At 76.5% G+C, this 15,553-nt stretch carries 1 protein-coding gene; it reads right to left on the bottom strand.

The window, feature by feature from the left end; all coding sequences use genetic code 11:
- Nucleotides 1-42 precede the first annotated feature (42 nt).
- Nucleotides 43-15,525: an SDR family NAD(P)-dependent oxidoreductase gene (locus tag ACH4LD_RS15410; protein WP_398055195.1), complete on the bottom strand. Its 15,483-nt coding sequence runs from the start codon at nt 15,523-15,525 to the stop codon at nt 43-45.
- Nucleotides 15,526-15,553 lie beyond the last annotated feature (28 nt).

The following is a 15,553-nucleotide window of genomic DNA, read 5'->3' on the forward strand; positions in this document are numbered from 1 at the left end:
TCGTCACAGCACGCCGTCCCGGCGCGGCTTCCCTGCTCGGCGTCACAGCGCGTCGTCGTCGCCGACGAGGTCGTCGAGCGCCATGCTGATCAAACTCTCGGCGTCCATCGCGTCGATCGGCGCGCGGCCGGCCTCGTCGTCCTGCGCCGACTGCGGCGCGGGCCGCAGCCCGGCGAGTTCGAGCAGGCTGTCCAGCAGGCCGGCCTCGCGCAGCCGTCCCACCGGGATGCTGGCGAGCGCGGCCCGCACGGTGTCCTCCTCGGCGCGCGGCCCGTCGTCGGTGCGCGGGGCCAGCTCGCCTGCCAGGTGGTCGGTGAGCGCGGCCGGCGTGGGGTGGTCGAAGACCAGCGTGGCGGTCAGCCTGAGCCCGGTGGCCTCGTTGAGCCGGTTGCGGAACTCGACGGCGGTCAGCGAGTCGAAGCCGAGGTCCTTGAAGGGCAGGCCGGCCTCGAACTCCTCGACGCCGAGGACCGCCCGGGCCTCGTCCCGCACCAGCCGCAACAGCCGTTCGGTCCGCTCCCGCGGTGCGAGCGCGGCCAGTTCGCGGCGCAGCGCCGACGCGGCGGCCGACGCCCCGGGTCCGGTCCGGCGCGGCGTCCGCACCAGGTTGCGCAGCAGCGGGGCGACCCGGGTGGCCTCGCGCGGGGCGAGGTCCAGGCGGGCCGGCAGCAGCACCGGTTCGGCGCGGCCCACGCCCGTGTCGAACAGGGCGAGCCCGCTCTCCGCGTCGAGGGCGAGCACCCCGCCGGAGGCCATGCGGCGGGTGTCGGTGTCGCCGAGCCGGTCGGCCATGCCGCCGCTGCCCGCCCAGGCGCCCCAGGCGAGCGAGACCGCGGGCAGCCCGAGCGATGTGCGGTGGGCGGCGAGGGCGTCGAGGAAGGTGTTGCCGGCGGCGTAGCCGGCCTGGCCGGGGCTGCCGAGCAGGCCCGCGGCGGAGGAGAACAGCGCGAACGCGGTCAGGGGCCGCTCCCGGGTCAGTTCGTGCAGGTGCCAGGCGGCGTCCAGCTTCGGCCGCAGGACCGTGTCCAGCCGCTCGGGGGTGAGCGAGGTGAGGACGGCGTCGGCGAGGACGCCCGCGGTGTGCACGACGGCGGAGACCGGGTGCTCGTCCAGGACGCGGGCGAGGGCGGCGCGGTCGGCGGCGTCGCAGGCGACGACCGTCACCTGGGCGCCGAGCGCGGTGAGTTCGTCCCGCAGGCCGGCCGCGCCGGGCGCCTCGGGGCCGCCGCGGCTGAGCAGCACCAGCCGCTCGGCGCCGTGCGCGATGACCAGGTGCCGGGCGACCAAGCCACCCAGGGCGCCGGTGCCGCCGGTGACGAGGACTCCGCCGGAGAAGTCGGCCGGGGCGGATTCGGCCAGGCGTGGCGCGCGCACCAGCCGGGGGACGCTCAGCCTGCCGTCGCACAGGGCCAGTTGGGACTCGCCGGAGGCGACGGCGGAGGGCAGCAGGCGGCGGGAGGCGTCCGTGTCGTCCAGGTCGGCGAGGACCATCCGGTCGGGATGCTCGGTCTGGGCGGAGCGGATCAGGCCCCACGCGGTGGCGGCGCCGGGGTCGGTGACGTCCCCGGGGCCGGTCGCTCCGCGCGTCGCCACCACCAGGGTGGTGTCGGCGAACCGTGCGTCGGCCAGCCAGTCCTGCACCAGGGCGAGCAGCCGCCCGGCGCCGGCCCGGGCCGCGGCCGGCCCCTCCCCGCCGGTGTGGACGACGACCAGGGTGTCGGGGGCCTGTCCGGCGGCCTCGGCCAGGTCGTCGGCGACGGCGACCTCGGCGACCTCGCCTGCCAGGGAGCCGGCCAGTTCCCGGCGGCCGGGGCCGAGGACGGTCCACCGTCCGGCCTGCGGGGCCGCGGGCACGGAGACCGGCACCCAGTCGAGGGCGAACAGGTCGTCGTGTCCCCCGCTCGCGGCCGCGGCGATCCGCTCCGGGTCGACCTCCCGAAGCGACAGGGACGCCACGCGCACCACCGGCCGGCCGGTGTCGTCGGCGGCCTCGATGCGCACCGCGCCGGTGCCGGCCGGGGCGATCCGCACCCGCAGGGCGGTCGCGCCCGGCGCGTGAAGCTCCACGCCGTTCCAGGCGAAGGGCAGCGTCATGCGCTCCTCGGCTCCGGCGCGCAGCCCGATGGTGTGCAGGGCGGCGTCGAACAGCGCCGGGTGCAGGCCGAACGCGGCGCCGTCGGTGGGGACGGCGACCTCGGCGTACGCCTCGTCGCCGTGCCGCCAGGCCGCGCGCAGGCCCTGGAAGCGGGGCCCGTACTCGGCGCCCAGTCCGGCCAGCCGGTCGTAGACGCCGTCCAGGTCGACCGGTTCGGCGCCGGGCGGCGGCCAGGCGGTGAGGTCGTGTCCGGGCCTGTCCTCGGCGGGGCGGAGCGTGCCGGTGGCGTGGGTGGTCCACGGGTCGCCGTCGGCCGCGGCGGCGTACACGCGGAAGGCGCGGGCGCCGGTCGCGTCGGGTTCGCCGACCGTGCACTGGAGGCGGACGGCGCCGTCCTCGGGCAGTGGCAGCGGTTCGGTGACGGTCAGGTCCTCCACCGTGCCGCAGCCGACGCGGGCACCGGCGGCGAGGGCCATCTCGACGAAGGCGGTGCCCGGCAGCAGCGGCACCCCGCCGACGCTGTGGTCGGCGAGCCACGGGTGCTCGGCGAGGGAGAGCCGGCCGGTGTGGAGGGTGCCGTCGGCGCCGGCGAGTTCGACGGCGGTGCCGAGCAGCGGGTGGTCGGCCGCCGGGCGGGGCAGGCCGACGTCGCCGGTCATCCAGTAGCGGCCGCGCTGGAAGGCGTAAGTGGGCAGGTCCGAGCCGTCCCGGTGGGGCAGCAGCGGGGCCCAGTCGACGGCGCGGCCGTGGACGTGCAGGGCGGCGAGCCCGGTGAGCAGGGCTTCGGTCTCCTCGCGGTCCTTGCGCAGCAGCGGTACGACGGCCGTACCGTCGGGCAGGCACTCGCCGGCTGCGGCGGTCAGCGCGCTGCCCGGCCCGACCTCCGCGAAGTGCCGTGCGCCGGCCGCGTGCAGGGCGGTGACGGCGTCGGCGAAGCGGACGGCCTCTCGGGCGTGCCGTACCCAGTACTCGGGCGTGGACAGCTCCTCGGGGACGGCCGGGGCGCCGGTGAGCGTGGACACCAGCGGGATGCGCGGCGTGCCGTACGACAGGGACGCGGCGACCTCGCGGAACTCGGCCAGCATCGGCTCCATCAGCTCCGAATGGAAGGCGTGGCTGACGGCCAGTTCCCTGGTGCGCTCGAAGCGGGCGGCCAGGGCGCGGGCGGGGCCGGCGGGCCCGGAGACGACGACAGACGTCGGCCCGTTGACGGCGGCGATCCCCACGCCGTCGCCCAGCAACGGCGTGATCTCGTCCTCGGTGGCGCGTACGGCGATCATCGCGCCGCCCTCGGGCAGTGCCTGCATGAGGCGGCCCCGGGCGGCGACCAGGGTGCAGGCGTCCTCCAGGGTGAGCACGCCGGCGACGTGGGCGGCGGCGAACTCGCCGACGGAGTGCCCGGCGAGCAGGTCGGGCCGTACGCCGAACGACTCCAGCAGCCGGTACAGGGCGACTTCGACGGCGAACAGGGCGGGCTGGGTGTACTCGGTGCGCTCCAGCAGCTCTGCGGAGTCCAGGACCTCGGCGAGCGGCCGGTCCAGCAGCGGGTCGAGCCGGTCCCGGACCTCCTCGAAGGCGGCGGCGAAGGCGGGGAACGCCGCCGCGAGGCGGGTGCCCATGCCCGGCAGCTGCGAGCCCTGACCGGAGAAGAGGAAGGCGAGCCGGCCGTCGGTGGCGGTGCCGAGGACGCCGGCCCGCGGGGTACGGCCCTCCGCCAGGGCCCGGACACCCGCGGTCAGTTCGTCCCGGGTGCGGCCGAGGACGGCGGCCCGGTGGCCGAGCCGGGTGCGGGCGTGGGCGAGCGCGCCGGCGAGGCGGTGCGGGTCGGTGTCCGGGGCGGCGGCCAGGTGCTCCAGCAGCCGGGCGGCCTGGGCGCGCAGGGCCTCCGGTGTGTGGCCGGACAGCAGCCACGGCACGACGTCGGTCGGCGGGGCCGGGGGCTCCTCGGCCGGTTCCTCGGCGGGCGGCGCGGCTTCGATGATCACGTGGGCGTTGGTGCCGGAGATGCCGAAGGAGGAGACGCCGGCGCGGCGCGGGCGGCCGGGGTCGGGCCAGGGGCGGTTCTCGGTGAGCAGACGGACGTTGCCGCCCTCCCACTCCACGTGCCGGGAGGGCCGGTCGATGCCGAGGCTGGCCGGCAGGGTCTCGGCGCGCAGGGCCTCGACCATCTTGATGACACCGGCGACACCGGCGGCGGCCTGGGTGTGCCCCAGGTTGGACTTGACCGAGCCGAGCCACAGCGGGCGGTCCTCGGTGTGCTCGGCGCCGTAGGTGGCGATCAGCGCCTGGGCCTCGATGGGGTCGCCGAGGGTGGTGCCGGTGCCGTGCGCCTCGACCACGTCGACCTCGCCGGCCGGGACGCCGGCCGCCTGGAGGGCGCGGCGGATGACGCGCTGCTGGGCGGGGCCGCTCGGGGCACTGATGCCGTTGGAGGCGCCGTCCTGGTTGACGGCGGTGCCGCGCAGCACGGCGAGGATCTTCCGGCCGTTGCGGCGGGCGTCGGAGAGCCGTTCCAGCAGCAGGACGCCGGCGCCCTCGCCGAAGCCGGTGCCGTCGGCGGCGTCCGCGAAGGGCTTGCAGCGGCCGTCCCGGGACAGGCCCCGGTGCCGGCTGAACTCCACGAAGGTGCCCGGGGTGGCCATCACGGTCACGCCGCCGGCCAGCGCCAGGGAGCAGTCGCCCTGCCGCAGCGACTGCGCGGCCAGGTGCAGCGCCACCAGCGAGGAGGAGCAGGCCGTGTCGACGGACAGGGTCGGGCCCTCCAGGCCGAGGGTGTAGGCGACGCGGCCGGAGACCACGCTGCCGGAGCCGAAGCTGCCGAAGTAGTCGTGGTACATGACGCCCGCGAACACGCCGGTGTCGGAGCCGCGCAGGGTGGCGGGGTCGATGGAGGCCCGCTCCAGCGCCTCCCAGGAGGTCTCCAGCAGCAGCCGCTGCTGGGGGTCGGTGACCAGGGCCTCCTCGTCGTCCATGGCGAAGAACGCCGGGTCGAAGTCGGCGGCGTCGTACAGGAAGGCGCCGTGCCGGGTGTAGCTGGTGCCGGGCCGGTCCAGGGTCGGGTCGTGGAGGTTGTCGACGTCCCAGCCGCGGTCGGCCGGGAACTCGCCGATGGCGTCCCGGCCTTCGGCCACCAGCCGCCACAGGTCCTCCGGGGAGGCGATGCCGCCGGGGAAGCGGCAGGCCATGGCGATGACGGCGATCGGCTCGTCGGCGGCGACGTCCCGGGTGGCGGTGGGGGCGGTGGTCGCGGCGAGGGTGCCGGTGAGTTCGCCGAGCAGGTGGCGGGCGAGTTGGGCGGGGGTGGGGTGGTCGAACACGAGGGTGGCGGGCAGCCGGAGGCCGGTGGCCGCGGAGAGCCGGTTGCGCAGTTCGACGGCGGCCAGCGAGTCGAAGCCGAGTTCCCGGAAGGCCAGGGTGCGGCCGACGTCCTGGGCGGAGCGGTAGCCGAGGATGGTCGCGACATGGCTCTGCACGAGTTCGGTGAGGAACGGTTCGCGCTCCGCCTCCAGCAGCCCGGCGAGCCGCTCCCGCAGACCGTCCGCGCCGCCGCTCGCGCCCGGCCCGGTGGCCGCGCCGGCCCGGCGTACGGGCACCAGGGAGCGGAACAGCGGGGCCAGGCCCTCCCCCTGGGCGCGCAGGGACGCCATGTCCAGCTTCACCGGCAGCACGGCGGGGTCGGCGCCGCGCAGGGCCGCGTCGAAGAGGGCGACGCCCTCCTCGGTCTCCAGCGGGGCGACACCGCCGCGCGCGATGCGCGTCAGGTCCGTCTCGTCGAGGGTGCCGGTCATGCCGCCCGCCTGCGCCCACAGGCCCCAGGCCAGGGAGTGGGCGGGCAGTCCGAGGGTACGGCGGTGTACGGCGAGGGCGTCGAGGTAGGCGTTGGCGGCGGCGTAGTTCGCCTGGCCCGGCGAGCCCAGCGTGGCGGCGGACGAGGAGAACAGCACGAACGCCGCGAGGTCGAGGCCGGCGGTGAGTTCGTGCAGGTTCCAGGCCGCGTCGGCCTTGGGCCGGAACACCGTGTCGATCCGCTCCGGCGTCAGGGAGGTGAGCACGCCGTCGGCGAGGACGCCGGCCGCGTGGATCACGGCGGTCAGCGGCCGGTCGGCCGGTACGGCGTCCAGCACGGCGGCGAGCGCGGCCCGGTCGGCGACGTCGCACGCGGCGCTCGTCACCTCGGCGCCCAGCGCGGCCAGTTCGGCGACGAGATCGTCAGGGGCCCCGCCACGGCTCACCAGCAGCAGGTGCCGCACGCCCCGCTCGGCGACCAGGTGCCGGGCGAGGATCCGTCCGAGGGCGCCGCTCGCACCCGTGAGCAGAACGGTGCCGCTGCCGAGGTCGGGGGTGCGGTCGGCGCCGGAGCCCGGGTCGGCTCCGTCGACCGTGGTCCGCCCTCCGCCGCTGGCGCCGTCGGCGGTGGCGGTGGCGGTGGTGGCGGCGGCGGTGGCGCCTTCGGTGACGCGCGTCAGTCGGGGGGCCTGCCAGGCGCCGTCGCGGTAGGCCAGGTGCGGCTCGCCGGTGGCGACGGCCTCGGCGAGGCGTTCGGCGTCCGGCTCCTCCCCCGCCTCGGCCTCGACGAGCACGATCCGGCCGGGGTTCTCCGACTGGGCGGAGCGGACCAGGCCGCCGGCCGCGGCGCCCGCCGGGTCGGTGCCGGTGACCACGACCAGGGTGGCGTCGTCGGCGGCGAGCCGGGCGCGCAGCCGGTCCAGGACCACGTCCACGGCGGCCCGCGCCTCGGCGGCGCTCGTTCCGCCCGGGGCGCGCACCACTTCCGGTGCCGTGTCGGCGGGCGCGGCCGACGGGGCCGGCACCCAGGTGAGCCGGTACAGCGCTCCCGCGCGGGCCGGACGCGCCGCGGCGGCCAGGGCCTCGGTCCGCAGGGGCCGCAGAGTGAGCGCGTCGGCGGTGGCGACCGGCGCGCCGGTCGGGTCGGCGAGCGTGAGCGAGACGGTGCCCGCGCCGGTGGGCCGGACGTGGACGCGCAGCGCGGTCGCGCCGGTGGCGTACAGCCGTACCCCGGACCAGGCGAACGGCAGCAGGGCCTCGTCGCCGGCGGCGTCGGTGAGGCCGACGGTGTGCAGGGCGGCGTCCGACAGGGCGGGGTGCAGGGCGAATCCGTCGGGGGCCGCGTCGGTCGCGACCTCGGCGTACAGGCCGTCCCGGGTGCGCCAGGCGGCACGCAGGCCCTGGAAGAGGGGGCCGTAGCCGAGGCCGAGGGCGGCGAGTTCGTCGTACAGGCCGTCGAGCGGCACCGGTTCGGCTCCCCGCGGGGGCCAGGCGGTGAGCGGGTCGGGGGCGGCGGGCAGGGTGCCGGTGGGGGCGAGCAGGCCGTCCGCGTGCCGGGTCCACGGCAGGTCCTCGTCGGGGTTCTCCGGCCGGGACCAGATGGTGACCGGGCGGGTCTCCCCCTCGGGCGGGCCGACGGTGACCTGGACCTGGACGGCGCCGTGGTCGGGCAGGACCAGCGGTGCGTGCAGGGTGAGTTCGGCGATGTCGCCGCAGCCGACCTGGTCGCCGGCGCGCAGCGCGAGTTCCAGGTGCCCGGTGCCCGGGAAGAGCAGCCGGCCGCCGACCCGGTGGTCCTCCAGCCAGGGCTGCGTGCCCGGGGAGAGCCGGCCGGTGAGGACGACGCCTTCGCTGTCGGCCCGTACCATCGCGGCACCGAGCAGGGCGTGGTCGGTGGGGGCGAGACCGGCGGAGGTGACGTCGGCGCCGCTCGCGGTGGAGTCGAGCCAGTACCACTCGCGCTGGAAGGCGTAGCCGGGCAGCGGGACGCGGCGCGGCCGGCGGCCCTCGGCGACGGCGGTCCAGTCGACGCCGGCGCCGTGGGTGAACGCCTCGCCCAGGGCGGTCAGCAGCCGGTCCCGGCCGCCTTCGTCGCGGCGCAGCGAGCCCACGGCTGCCACGGCGTCGTCGGTCTCCTGGATGCCGACGGTGAGCACCGGGTGCGGGCTGGACTCGATGAACAGGTGGTGCCCGTCGGCGACGGCGGCGCGTACGGCCTGCTCGAACAGCACGGTGCCGCGCAGGTTGGTGTACCAGTACCCGGCGCCCAGCTCGGTGGTGTCGAGCGGGCCGCCGGTGACCGTCGAGTAGAACGGCACCTGGGTGGCGCGCGGTTCGATGCCGTCGAGGACCTCGGCGAGGCGCTCGCGCAGGGTCTCGACGTGGGCGCTGTGAGAGGCGTAGTCCACGGGCAGGCGCTTGGCGCGGACCTTCTCCTCCCTGAGCCGCGCGAGGAATTCGTCCAGGGCGTCGGCGTCGCCGGACACCACCGTGGAGGCGGTGCCGTTGACGGCGGCGACGGACAGCCGGCCGTCCCAGGCGGCGAGCCGGGCGCGGACCGCGTCGGCGCCCTCGCCGACGGACATCATGCCGCCCGAGCCGGACAGCAGTTCGGCGATGGCCCGGGACCGCAGGGCGACGACGCGGGCGCCGTCCTCCAGGGACAGCGCGCCGACCGCGCAGGCGGCGGCGATCTCGCCCTGGGAGTGGCCGATGACGGCGGCCGGGGTGACGCCGTAGGCGCTCCAGGTGTGCGCGAGGGATACCATCACGGCCCACAGCAGCGGCTGCACGACGTCCACCCGGTCCAGGTCGCCGCGCAGCTCGGTGGCGAAGTCCCAGTCGGTGTACGGCGCGAGCGCGGCGGCGCACTCGGCCATGCGGGCGGCGAACACCGGGGATTCTTCGAGGAGTTCGGTGGCCATGCCGGACCACTGGGAGCCCTGGCCGGGGAAGACGAACACGGGCCGGGCGCGGCCGGTCGCGGTGCCCTCGGCGAGGGTCCGGGCGGTGCCGCCGTCGGCCAGCGCGGCGAGGGCGCCGCGCAGTTCGGCCGTGTCGGTGCCGGTGATCGAGGCCCGGTACGGGAAGCGGGCGCGGGTGGTGGCGAGGGTCCAGCCGACGTCGGACGGGTCGAGCCCGGGGTGCGTGTCGAGGTGGCCGAGGAGCGCGGCGGCCTGACCGGCGAGCGCGGCGGGCGTCTTGGCGGTGAGCAGCCACGGCACGGCGAGGCCCTGCGGTCCGGTGCGGTCGGGCTCGGCGGGGGCGGGCGGGGCCTGTTCGAGGATGACGTGGGCGTTGGTGCCGCTGATCCCGAAGGAGGACACACCGGCCCGGCGGGGCCGGTCGTGCCGCGGCCAGTCCCGCTGTTCGGTGAGCAGCCGGACCTGTCCGGCGTCCCAGTCGACCTTCGTGGACGGCCGGTCCACGTGCAGGGTCCTCGGCAGGACGCCGTGGCGCATCGCCATGACCATCTTGATGACACCGGCGACACCGGCGGCGGCCTGCGTGTGACCGATGTTGGACTTCACCGACCCCAGCCACAGCGGGGTGTCAGAGGGGCGCTCCTGACCATAGGTGGCCAGCAGCGCCTGCGCCTCGATCGGGTCGCCCAGCGTCGTGCCCGTACCGTGCGCCTCCACCACGTCCACGTCGGCGGTGCTGAGGCGGGCGTTCTCCAGGGCTTCGAGGATGACGCGTTCCTGGGAGGGGCCGTTGGGGGCGGTGAGACCGTTGGAGGCGCCGTCCTGGTTGACGGCGGTGCCACGGACGACGGCCAGGACCTCGTGGCCGTTGCGGCGGGCGTCGGAGAGGCGTTCCACGACCAGGACGCCGACGCCCTCGCCCCACACGGTCCCGGCCGCCGCGTCGGCGAAGGCGCGGGTGCGGGCGTCGGGGGCGAGCGCGCCCTGCCGGCTGAACTCGATGAAGGTCTCCGGGGTGGCCATGACGGCGACGCCGCCGACCAGGGCGAGGCCGGACTCGCCCTGCCGGAGCGACTGGGCGGCCAGGTGCAACGCCACCAGCGAGGAGGAGCAGGCGGTGTCGACGGACAGCGACGGGCCCTCCAGGCCGAGGGTGTAGGCGACGCGCCCGGAGATGATGCTGCCGGAGCCGAAACTGCCGAAGTAGTCGTGGTACTGGACGCCGGCGAACACGCCGGTGCGGCTGCCCTTGAGGCTGTGCGGGTCGATGCCCGCGTTCTCCAGCGCCTCCCAGGACGCCTCCAGCAGCAGCCGCTGCTGCGGGTCCATGACGAGGGCTTCCTTGGGGCTGATGCCGAAGAACGCGGCGTCGAACGCGCCCGCGTCGTGCAGGAAGCCGCCCTCGCCGACGTAGGAGGTGTCGGGGCGCTGCCGGGCGGGGTCGACGACGCGGTCCACGTCCCAGCCCCGGTTGGCGGGGAACGCGGTGATGGCGTCGGTGCCGTCGGCGACCAGCCGCCACAGGTCCTCCGGGGTGCGGACGTCGCCCGGGTAGCGGCAGGCCATGCCCACGATCGCCAGCGGCTCGTCCGCGCGGGCCTTGACGGTACGGCGTCCACGGTGGGCCCCGGTCCGGGCGCCGCCGTCGACCAGGGTGCCGAGGTGGGCGGCGAGCGCTTCGGGCGAGGGGTGGTCGAAGACGAGGGTGGCGGCCAGCCGCCGGCCCAGCTCGGCGGAGAGGGAGTTGCGCAGCTCGATGGCGGCGAGCGAGTCGAAGCCGAGGTCCTTGAAGGCCCGGTCGGTCTCCACGCTCTGCGGGTCCGCGTGCCCGAGCACGGCGGCGACATGGGTGCGGACCGTGTGCAGCAGGGCCTCGGCGCGTTCCTCGTCGCCGAGGACGGCCATGCGCTCGGCGAAGCCGGCGTCGGTGCCCTGCGCCACGGCTTCCCGGCGCACCGGGCGGCCCGCCAGTGCGCGGAACACGGGGGCGAGGCCGCTGCCCTGGGCGCGCAGCGCGGGCAGGGCGAGCCGCACCGGTGCCAGGGCGGCACGGCCGGCGCGCAGTGACCGGTCGAACAGGGCGGTGCCCTCCTCGGCCGACAGGGCGGTCATGCCACCGCGCGCCATCCGGGCGCGGTCGGTCTCGTCCAGGGAGCTGGTCATGCCGCCCGACGGGGCCCACGGTCCCCACGCCAGGGACAGGGCGGGCAGGCCCTGGGCGTGGCGGTGCGCGGCGAGGGCGTCCAGGAGGGCGTTGGCGGCGGCGTAGTTGCCCTGGCCGGGGGCGCCGACGGTGCCGGCGACGGACGAGAACAGCACGAACGCCGAGAGATCCTCGGTGAGTTCGTGGAGGTGGAGGGCGCCGAGCGCCTTCGGCGCGAGGACCGTGTCGATCCGCTCGGGGGTGAGCGAGGAGACGACACCGTCGTCCAGGACGCCGGCGGCGTGGACGACCGCGGTGAGCGGGTGCTCGGCCGGGATGCCGGCGAGGACGGCGGCGAGGCCGTCACGGTCGGCGGCGTCGCAGGCGTGGGCGGTCGCGGTGGCGCCGAGGGCGGCGAGCTCGGCGATCAGGTCGTCGGCGCGGCCCGACCGGCTGAGCAGGGCGAGGTGCCGGACGCCGTGGGCGGTGACCAGGTGGCGGGCGATCACCGGGCCGAGGCCGCCGGTGGCGCCGGTCAGCAGGACGGTCCCCTCGGGGTCGATCTCCCACGGCGCTGACGCGTCGGGTACTTCCGCGCGCACCAGCCGGGCGGCGTGGGCGGTGCCGGCCCGCACGGCGATCTGCGGTTCGCCGGAGGCCAGGGCGGCGGGCAGGACGGCGTCGGCGTCCGCGCCCGGTTCGAGGTCGAGCAGGACGAACCGGTCCGGGTTCTCCGACTGCGCGGACCGCACCAGGCCCCAGACGGCCGCGCCGGCCAGGTCGGGCACGTCCTCCCCCGCGACCCCGACCGCTCCGTGGGTGACGACGGCCAGCGGGCGGGGGTCGTCGTCCTGGAGGGCGGCGAGCGCGGTGCGCAGCGCCTCCCGTACGGCGCCGCCGTCGCTGCCGGGCGTGCTGCGCAGCACCCGGTGGGCGGTGTCGGGGGCGTCGGTGTCCAGGGGCAGCGGCTGCCAGTCGAGGGTGAACAGGGCGTCGGCGGTGGTGTCGCGGGCGGCGCGCAGGTTCGTGAGCGGGCGGGAGGCGAGCGAGGTGACCGTGGCGACGGGGGCGCCGGTGGCGTCGGCCAGGTCGACGGCGAAGGCGTGGTTCCCGGTGGGCACCAGCCGGGCCCGCAGCACGGAGGCGCCGACGGCGTGCAGGGTGACACCGGCGAACATGAACGGCAGCCGGGCGGTGTCGTCGGCGGTACCGTCGCCGAGCAGGGCGAGGGCGTGCAGGGCGGCGTCGAAGGCGGCCGGGTGCAGCCCGAAGCGGGGCGCGTCGGCGGCGGGCCGCTCGGGCAGCCGTACCTCGGCGTACAGCTCCTCGCCGCGCCGCCAGGCGGCGGTCAGCGCCTGGAACGCGGGCCCGTACGCCAGTCCGGCGGCGGCGTGCCGCTCGTACAGCCCGTCCGTGTCGAGGGGTTCGGCGTCCTCGGGGGGCCACACGTCCAGACGGCTGCCCGGCGTACCGGTGTCCGCGGTGAGGAGGCCGGAGGCGTGCAGGGTCCACGGTTCGTCGGCGGGCAGGCTCTCGGCACGGGCGTACACCTGCACCGTGCGGGCGCCGGACGGGTCGGGCGCGCCGACGGCGACCTGGACGCGCACGCCGTCGTCCGGGGGCAGCACCAGCGGTACTTCGAGGGCGAGTTCCTCCAGGCGTCCGCAGCCGACCTGGTCGCCGGCGCGGACGGCGAGTTCGACCATGGCGGTGCCGGGGACGACGACGGAGCCGCCGACGACGTGGTCGGCGAGCCAGGCGTGGGTGCGTACCGACAGCCGCCCGGTGAGCACGGCGCCGTCGGAGTCGGCGAGCACGGTGGCCGCGCCGAGCAGCGGGTGGTCGGCGGGGTCCAGTCCGGCGGAGCCGACGTCGCCGACCGGTGCGGTGGTCTCGGGCCAGAACCGCTCACGCTGGAAGGCGGTGGTGGGCAGGTCGACGGTGCGGGCGCCGGTGAACAGCGCTGTCCAGTCCACGGCGGCCCCGCCGGTGTGGAGCTGGGCGACGGCGGTCAGCAGGGTCTCGGTCTCGTCGCGCTCGCGGCGGCCGGCGGCGGCGAGTACGGCGTCGGTGTCGGTGCCGTCGGCGGCCAGGCACTCGCGGGCCATGGCGGTGAGCACGGCGTCGGGGCCGATTTCGAGGAAGCGGGTGACGCCTTCGGCGGTGAGGGCGCGTATCCCGTCGTGGAAGCGGACCGCCTCGCGCACGTGCCGCACCCAGTAGTCGGGGCCGGCGATGTCCTGGGTGGCGAGGGCGCCGGTGACGTTGGAGACGACCGGGACGGTGGCCCGGTGGTAGGTCAGGGACTCGGCGACCGCCCGGAACCCGTCCAGCATCGGTTCCATGAGCGGTGAGTGGAAGGCGTGCGAGACCGTCAGCCGGCGGCTCTTGGCGAAGTGGGCGGCCACCGCCTCGGCCTCGGCGGCGTCCCCGGAGACCACGACGGAGCCGGGGCCGTTGACGGCGGCGATACCGACCCGCTCGGTGAGCAGCGGCCGGACCTCCTCCTCGGAGGCGCGTACGGCGATCATCGCGCCGCCCTCGGGCAGCGCCTGCATGAGCCGGCCGCGCGCGGCCACCAGCGTGGTCGCGTCCTTCAGGTCCAGGACGCCGGCCACGTGGGCGGCGGCGATCTCGCCGATGGAGTGCCCGGCCAGGTAGTCGGGTGTGAGTCCCCAGGACTCCACCAGCCGGTACAGCGCCACCTCGAAGGCGAACAGCGCCATCTGGGTGCGGGCGGTGCGGTTCAGCGGCTCGGGGTCGTCGCCGAGCACGAGGTCGCGCAGTTCGTCGTCGCCGAAGTGCGCGCAGATCTCGTCGAAGGCGCGGGCGAAGACCGGGAAGTGCGCGTGCAGCTCCCGGCCCATGCCGGCGCGCTGGGCGCCCTGACCGGTGAACAGGAAGGCGGTCTGTCCCTTGCGGCCCCGGCCCGAGGCGGCGCCCGGACCGCCGTCGGCGACCCGGGTCACGGCGGTCAGGAGCGCGTCGCGGTCCGGGCCGAGGACGACGGCCCGGTACGGATGGGCGGTGCGGGTGGCGGCCAGGGAGTGCGCCACGTCCACCGGGTCCAGCTCACCGGCGGCGGCCACCAGGCGGGCGGCCTGCTCGCGCAGGGCGCGTTCGGTCCGGCCGGAGAGCACCCACGGCACCAGCGGGGGCGCCGTACGCGGCTCGGTCCGGGCCGGTTCCTCGGCGGGGGCCTCCTCCAGGATGGTGTGCGCGTTGGTGCCGCTGGCGCCGAAGGAGGAGACGGCGGCCCGGCGCGGGCGGCCGGGGTCGGGCCAGGGCCGGTTCTCCGTCAGCAGCCGCACCTGCCCCTGGCCCCAGTCGACCTTGGTGGACGGCTCGTCGGCGTGCAGCGTCTTCGGCAGCACGCGGTGCCGCATCGCCATGACGGCCTTGATGATGCCGGCGACGCCGGCCGCGGCCTGGGTGTGCCCGATGTTGGACTTCACCGACCCGAGCCACAGCGGGGTGTCGGCGGGCCGGTCCTGTCCGTAGGTGGCGAGCAGCGCCTGGGCCTCGATCGGGTCGCCGAGCGTGGTTCCGGTGCCGTGTGCCTCCAGCAGGTCCACGTCGGCGGCGGTGAGCCGCGCCCCGGCGAGCGCGGCGCGGATGACGCGCTGCTGGGACGGCCCGTTGGGCGCGGTCAGGCCGTTGGAGGCGCCGTCCTGGTTGACGGCGGAGCCACGGACCACGGCCAGCACCTCGTGGCCGTTGCGGCGGGCGTCGCTGAGCCGTTCCAGCACCAGCATGCCGGCGCCCTCGCTCCAGCCGGTGCCGTCCGCCGCGTCCGCGAAGGACTTGCAGCGGCCGTCGAGGGCCAGGCCGCGCTGCCGGCTGAAGGCGATGAAGTTGCCCGGCGTGGCCATCACGGTGGCGCCGCCCGCGAGGGCGAGGGTGCACTCCTTGTTGCGCAGCGCCTGCACGGCCAGGTGCACGGCGACGAGGGCCGAGGAGCAGGCGGTGTCGATGGTGACGGCCGGGCCCTCCAGACCCAGGGTGTAGGAGATGCGGCCGGAGATCACGGCGGCCAGCACGCCGGTGCCGAGTGCGGCCTCGCTGTCCTCCGGCATCCTCGCCAGCAGGTCCTTGTAGTCCTGGCCGTTGGTGCCGGCGAACACCCCGATCCGGGCGCCGTGCGCGGAGTCGGGGGCGATGCGGGCACGTTCCAGGGCCTCCCACGACACCTCCAGCAGCAGCCGCTGCTGGGGGTCCATCGCGACCGCCTCACGGGGGCTGATGCCGAAGAAGTCCGGCTCGAACCCGGCCGCGTCGGCGAGGAACCCGCCCCGCGTGACGTAGCTCTTGCCGGTGGCGTCCGGGTCGGGGTCGTACAGCGCGTCGAGGTCCCAGCCGCGGTCGTCGGGGAAGTCGCCGATGGCGTCGGTGCCGTCGTGGACGAGCCGCCAGAACTCCTCCGGGGTGGTCACGCCGCCGGGGAAGCGGCAGCTCATCCCGACGATGGCGATGGGTTCCCGGTCCTGGGTCTCCACCTCGCGCAGCCGCTGCCGGGTCTGGGCCAGGTCGGCGGAGACCCGCTTGAGGTAGGAGAGCAGCTTTTCGTCGTTGGTCATCGGGTGTCGCCACTCCTGTGCGAAGAGG

It is taken from the genome of Streptomyces sp. NPDC017676, from assembly GCF_044329325.1.
Lineage (GTDB): Bacteria > Actinomycetota > Actinomycetes > Streptomycetales > Streptomycetaceae > Streptomyces.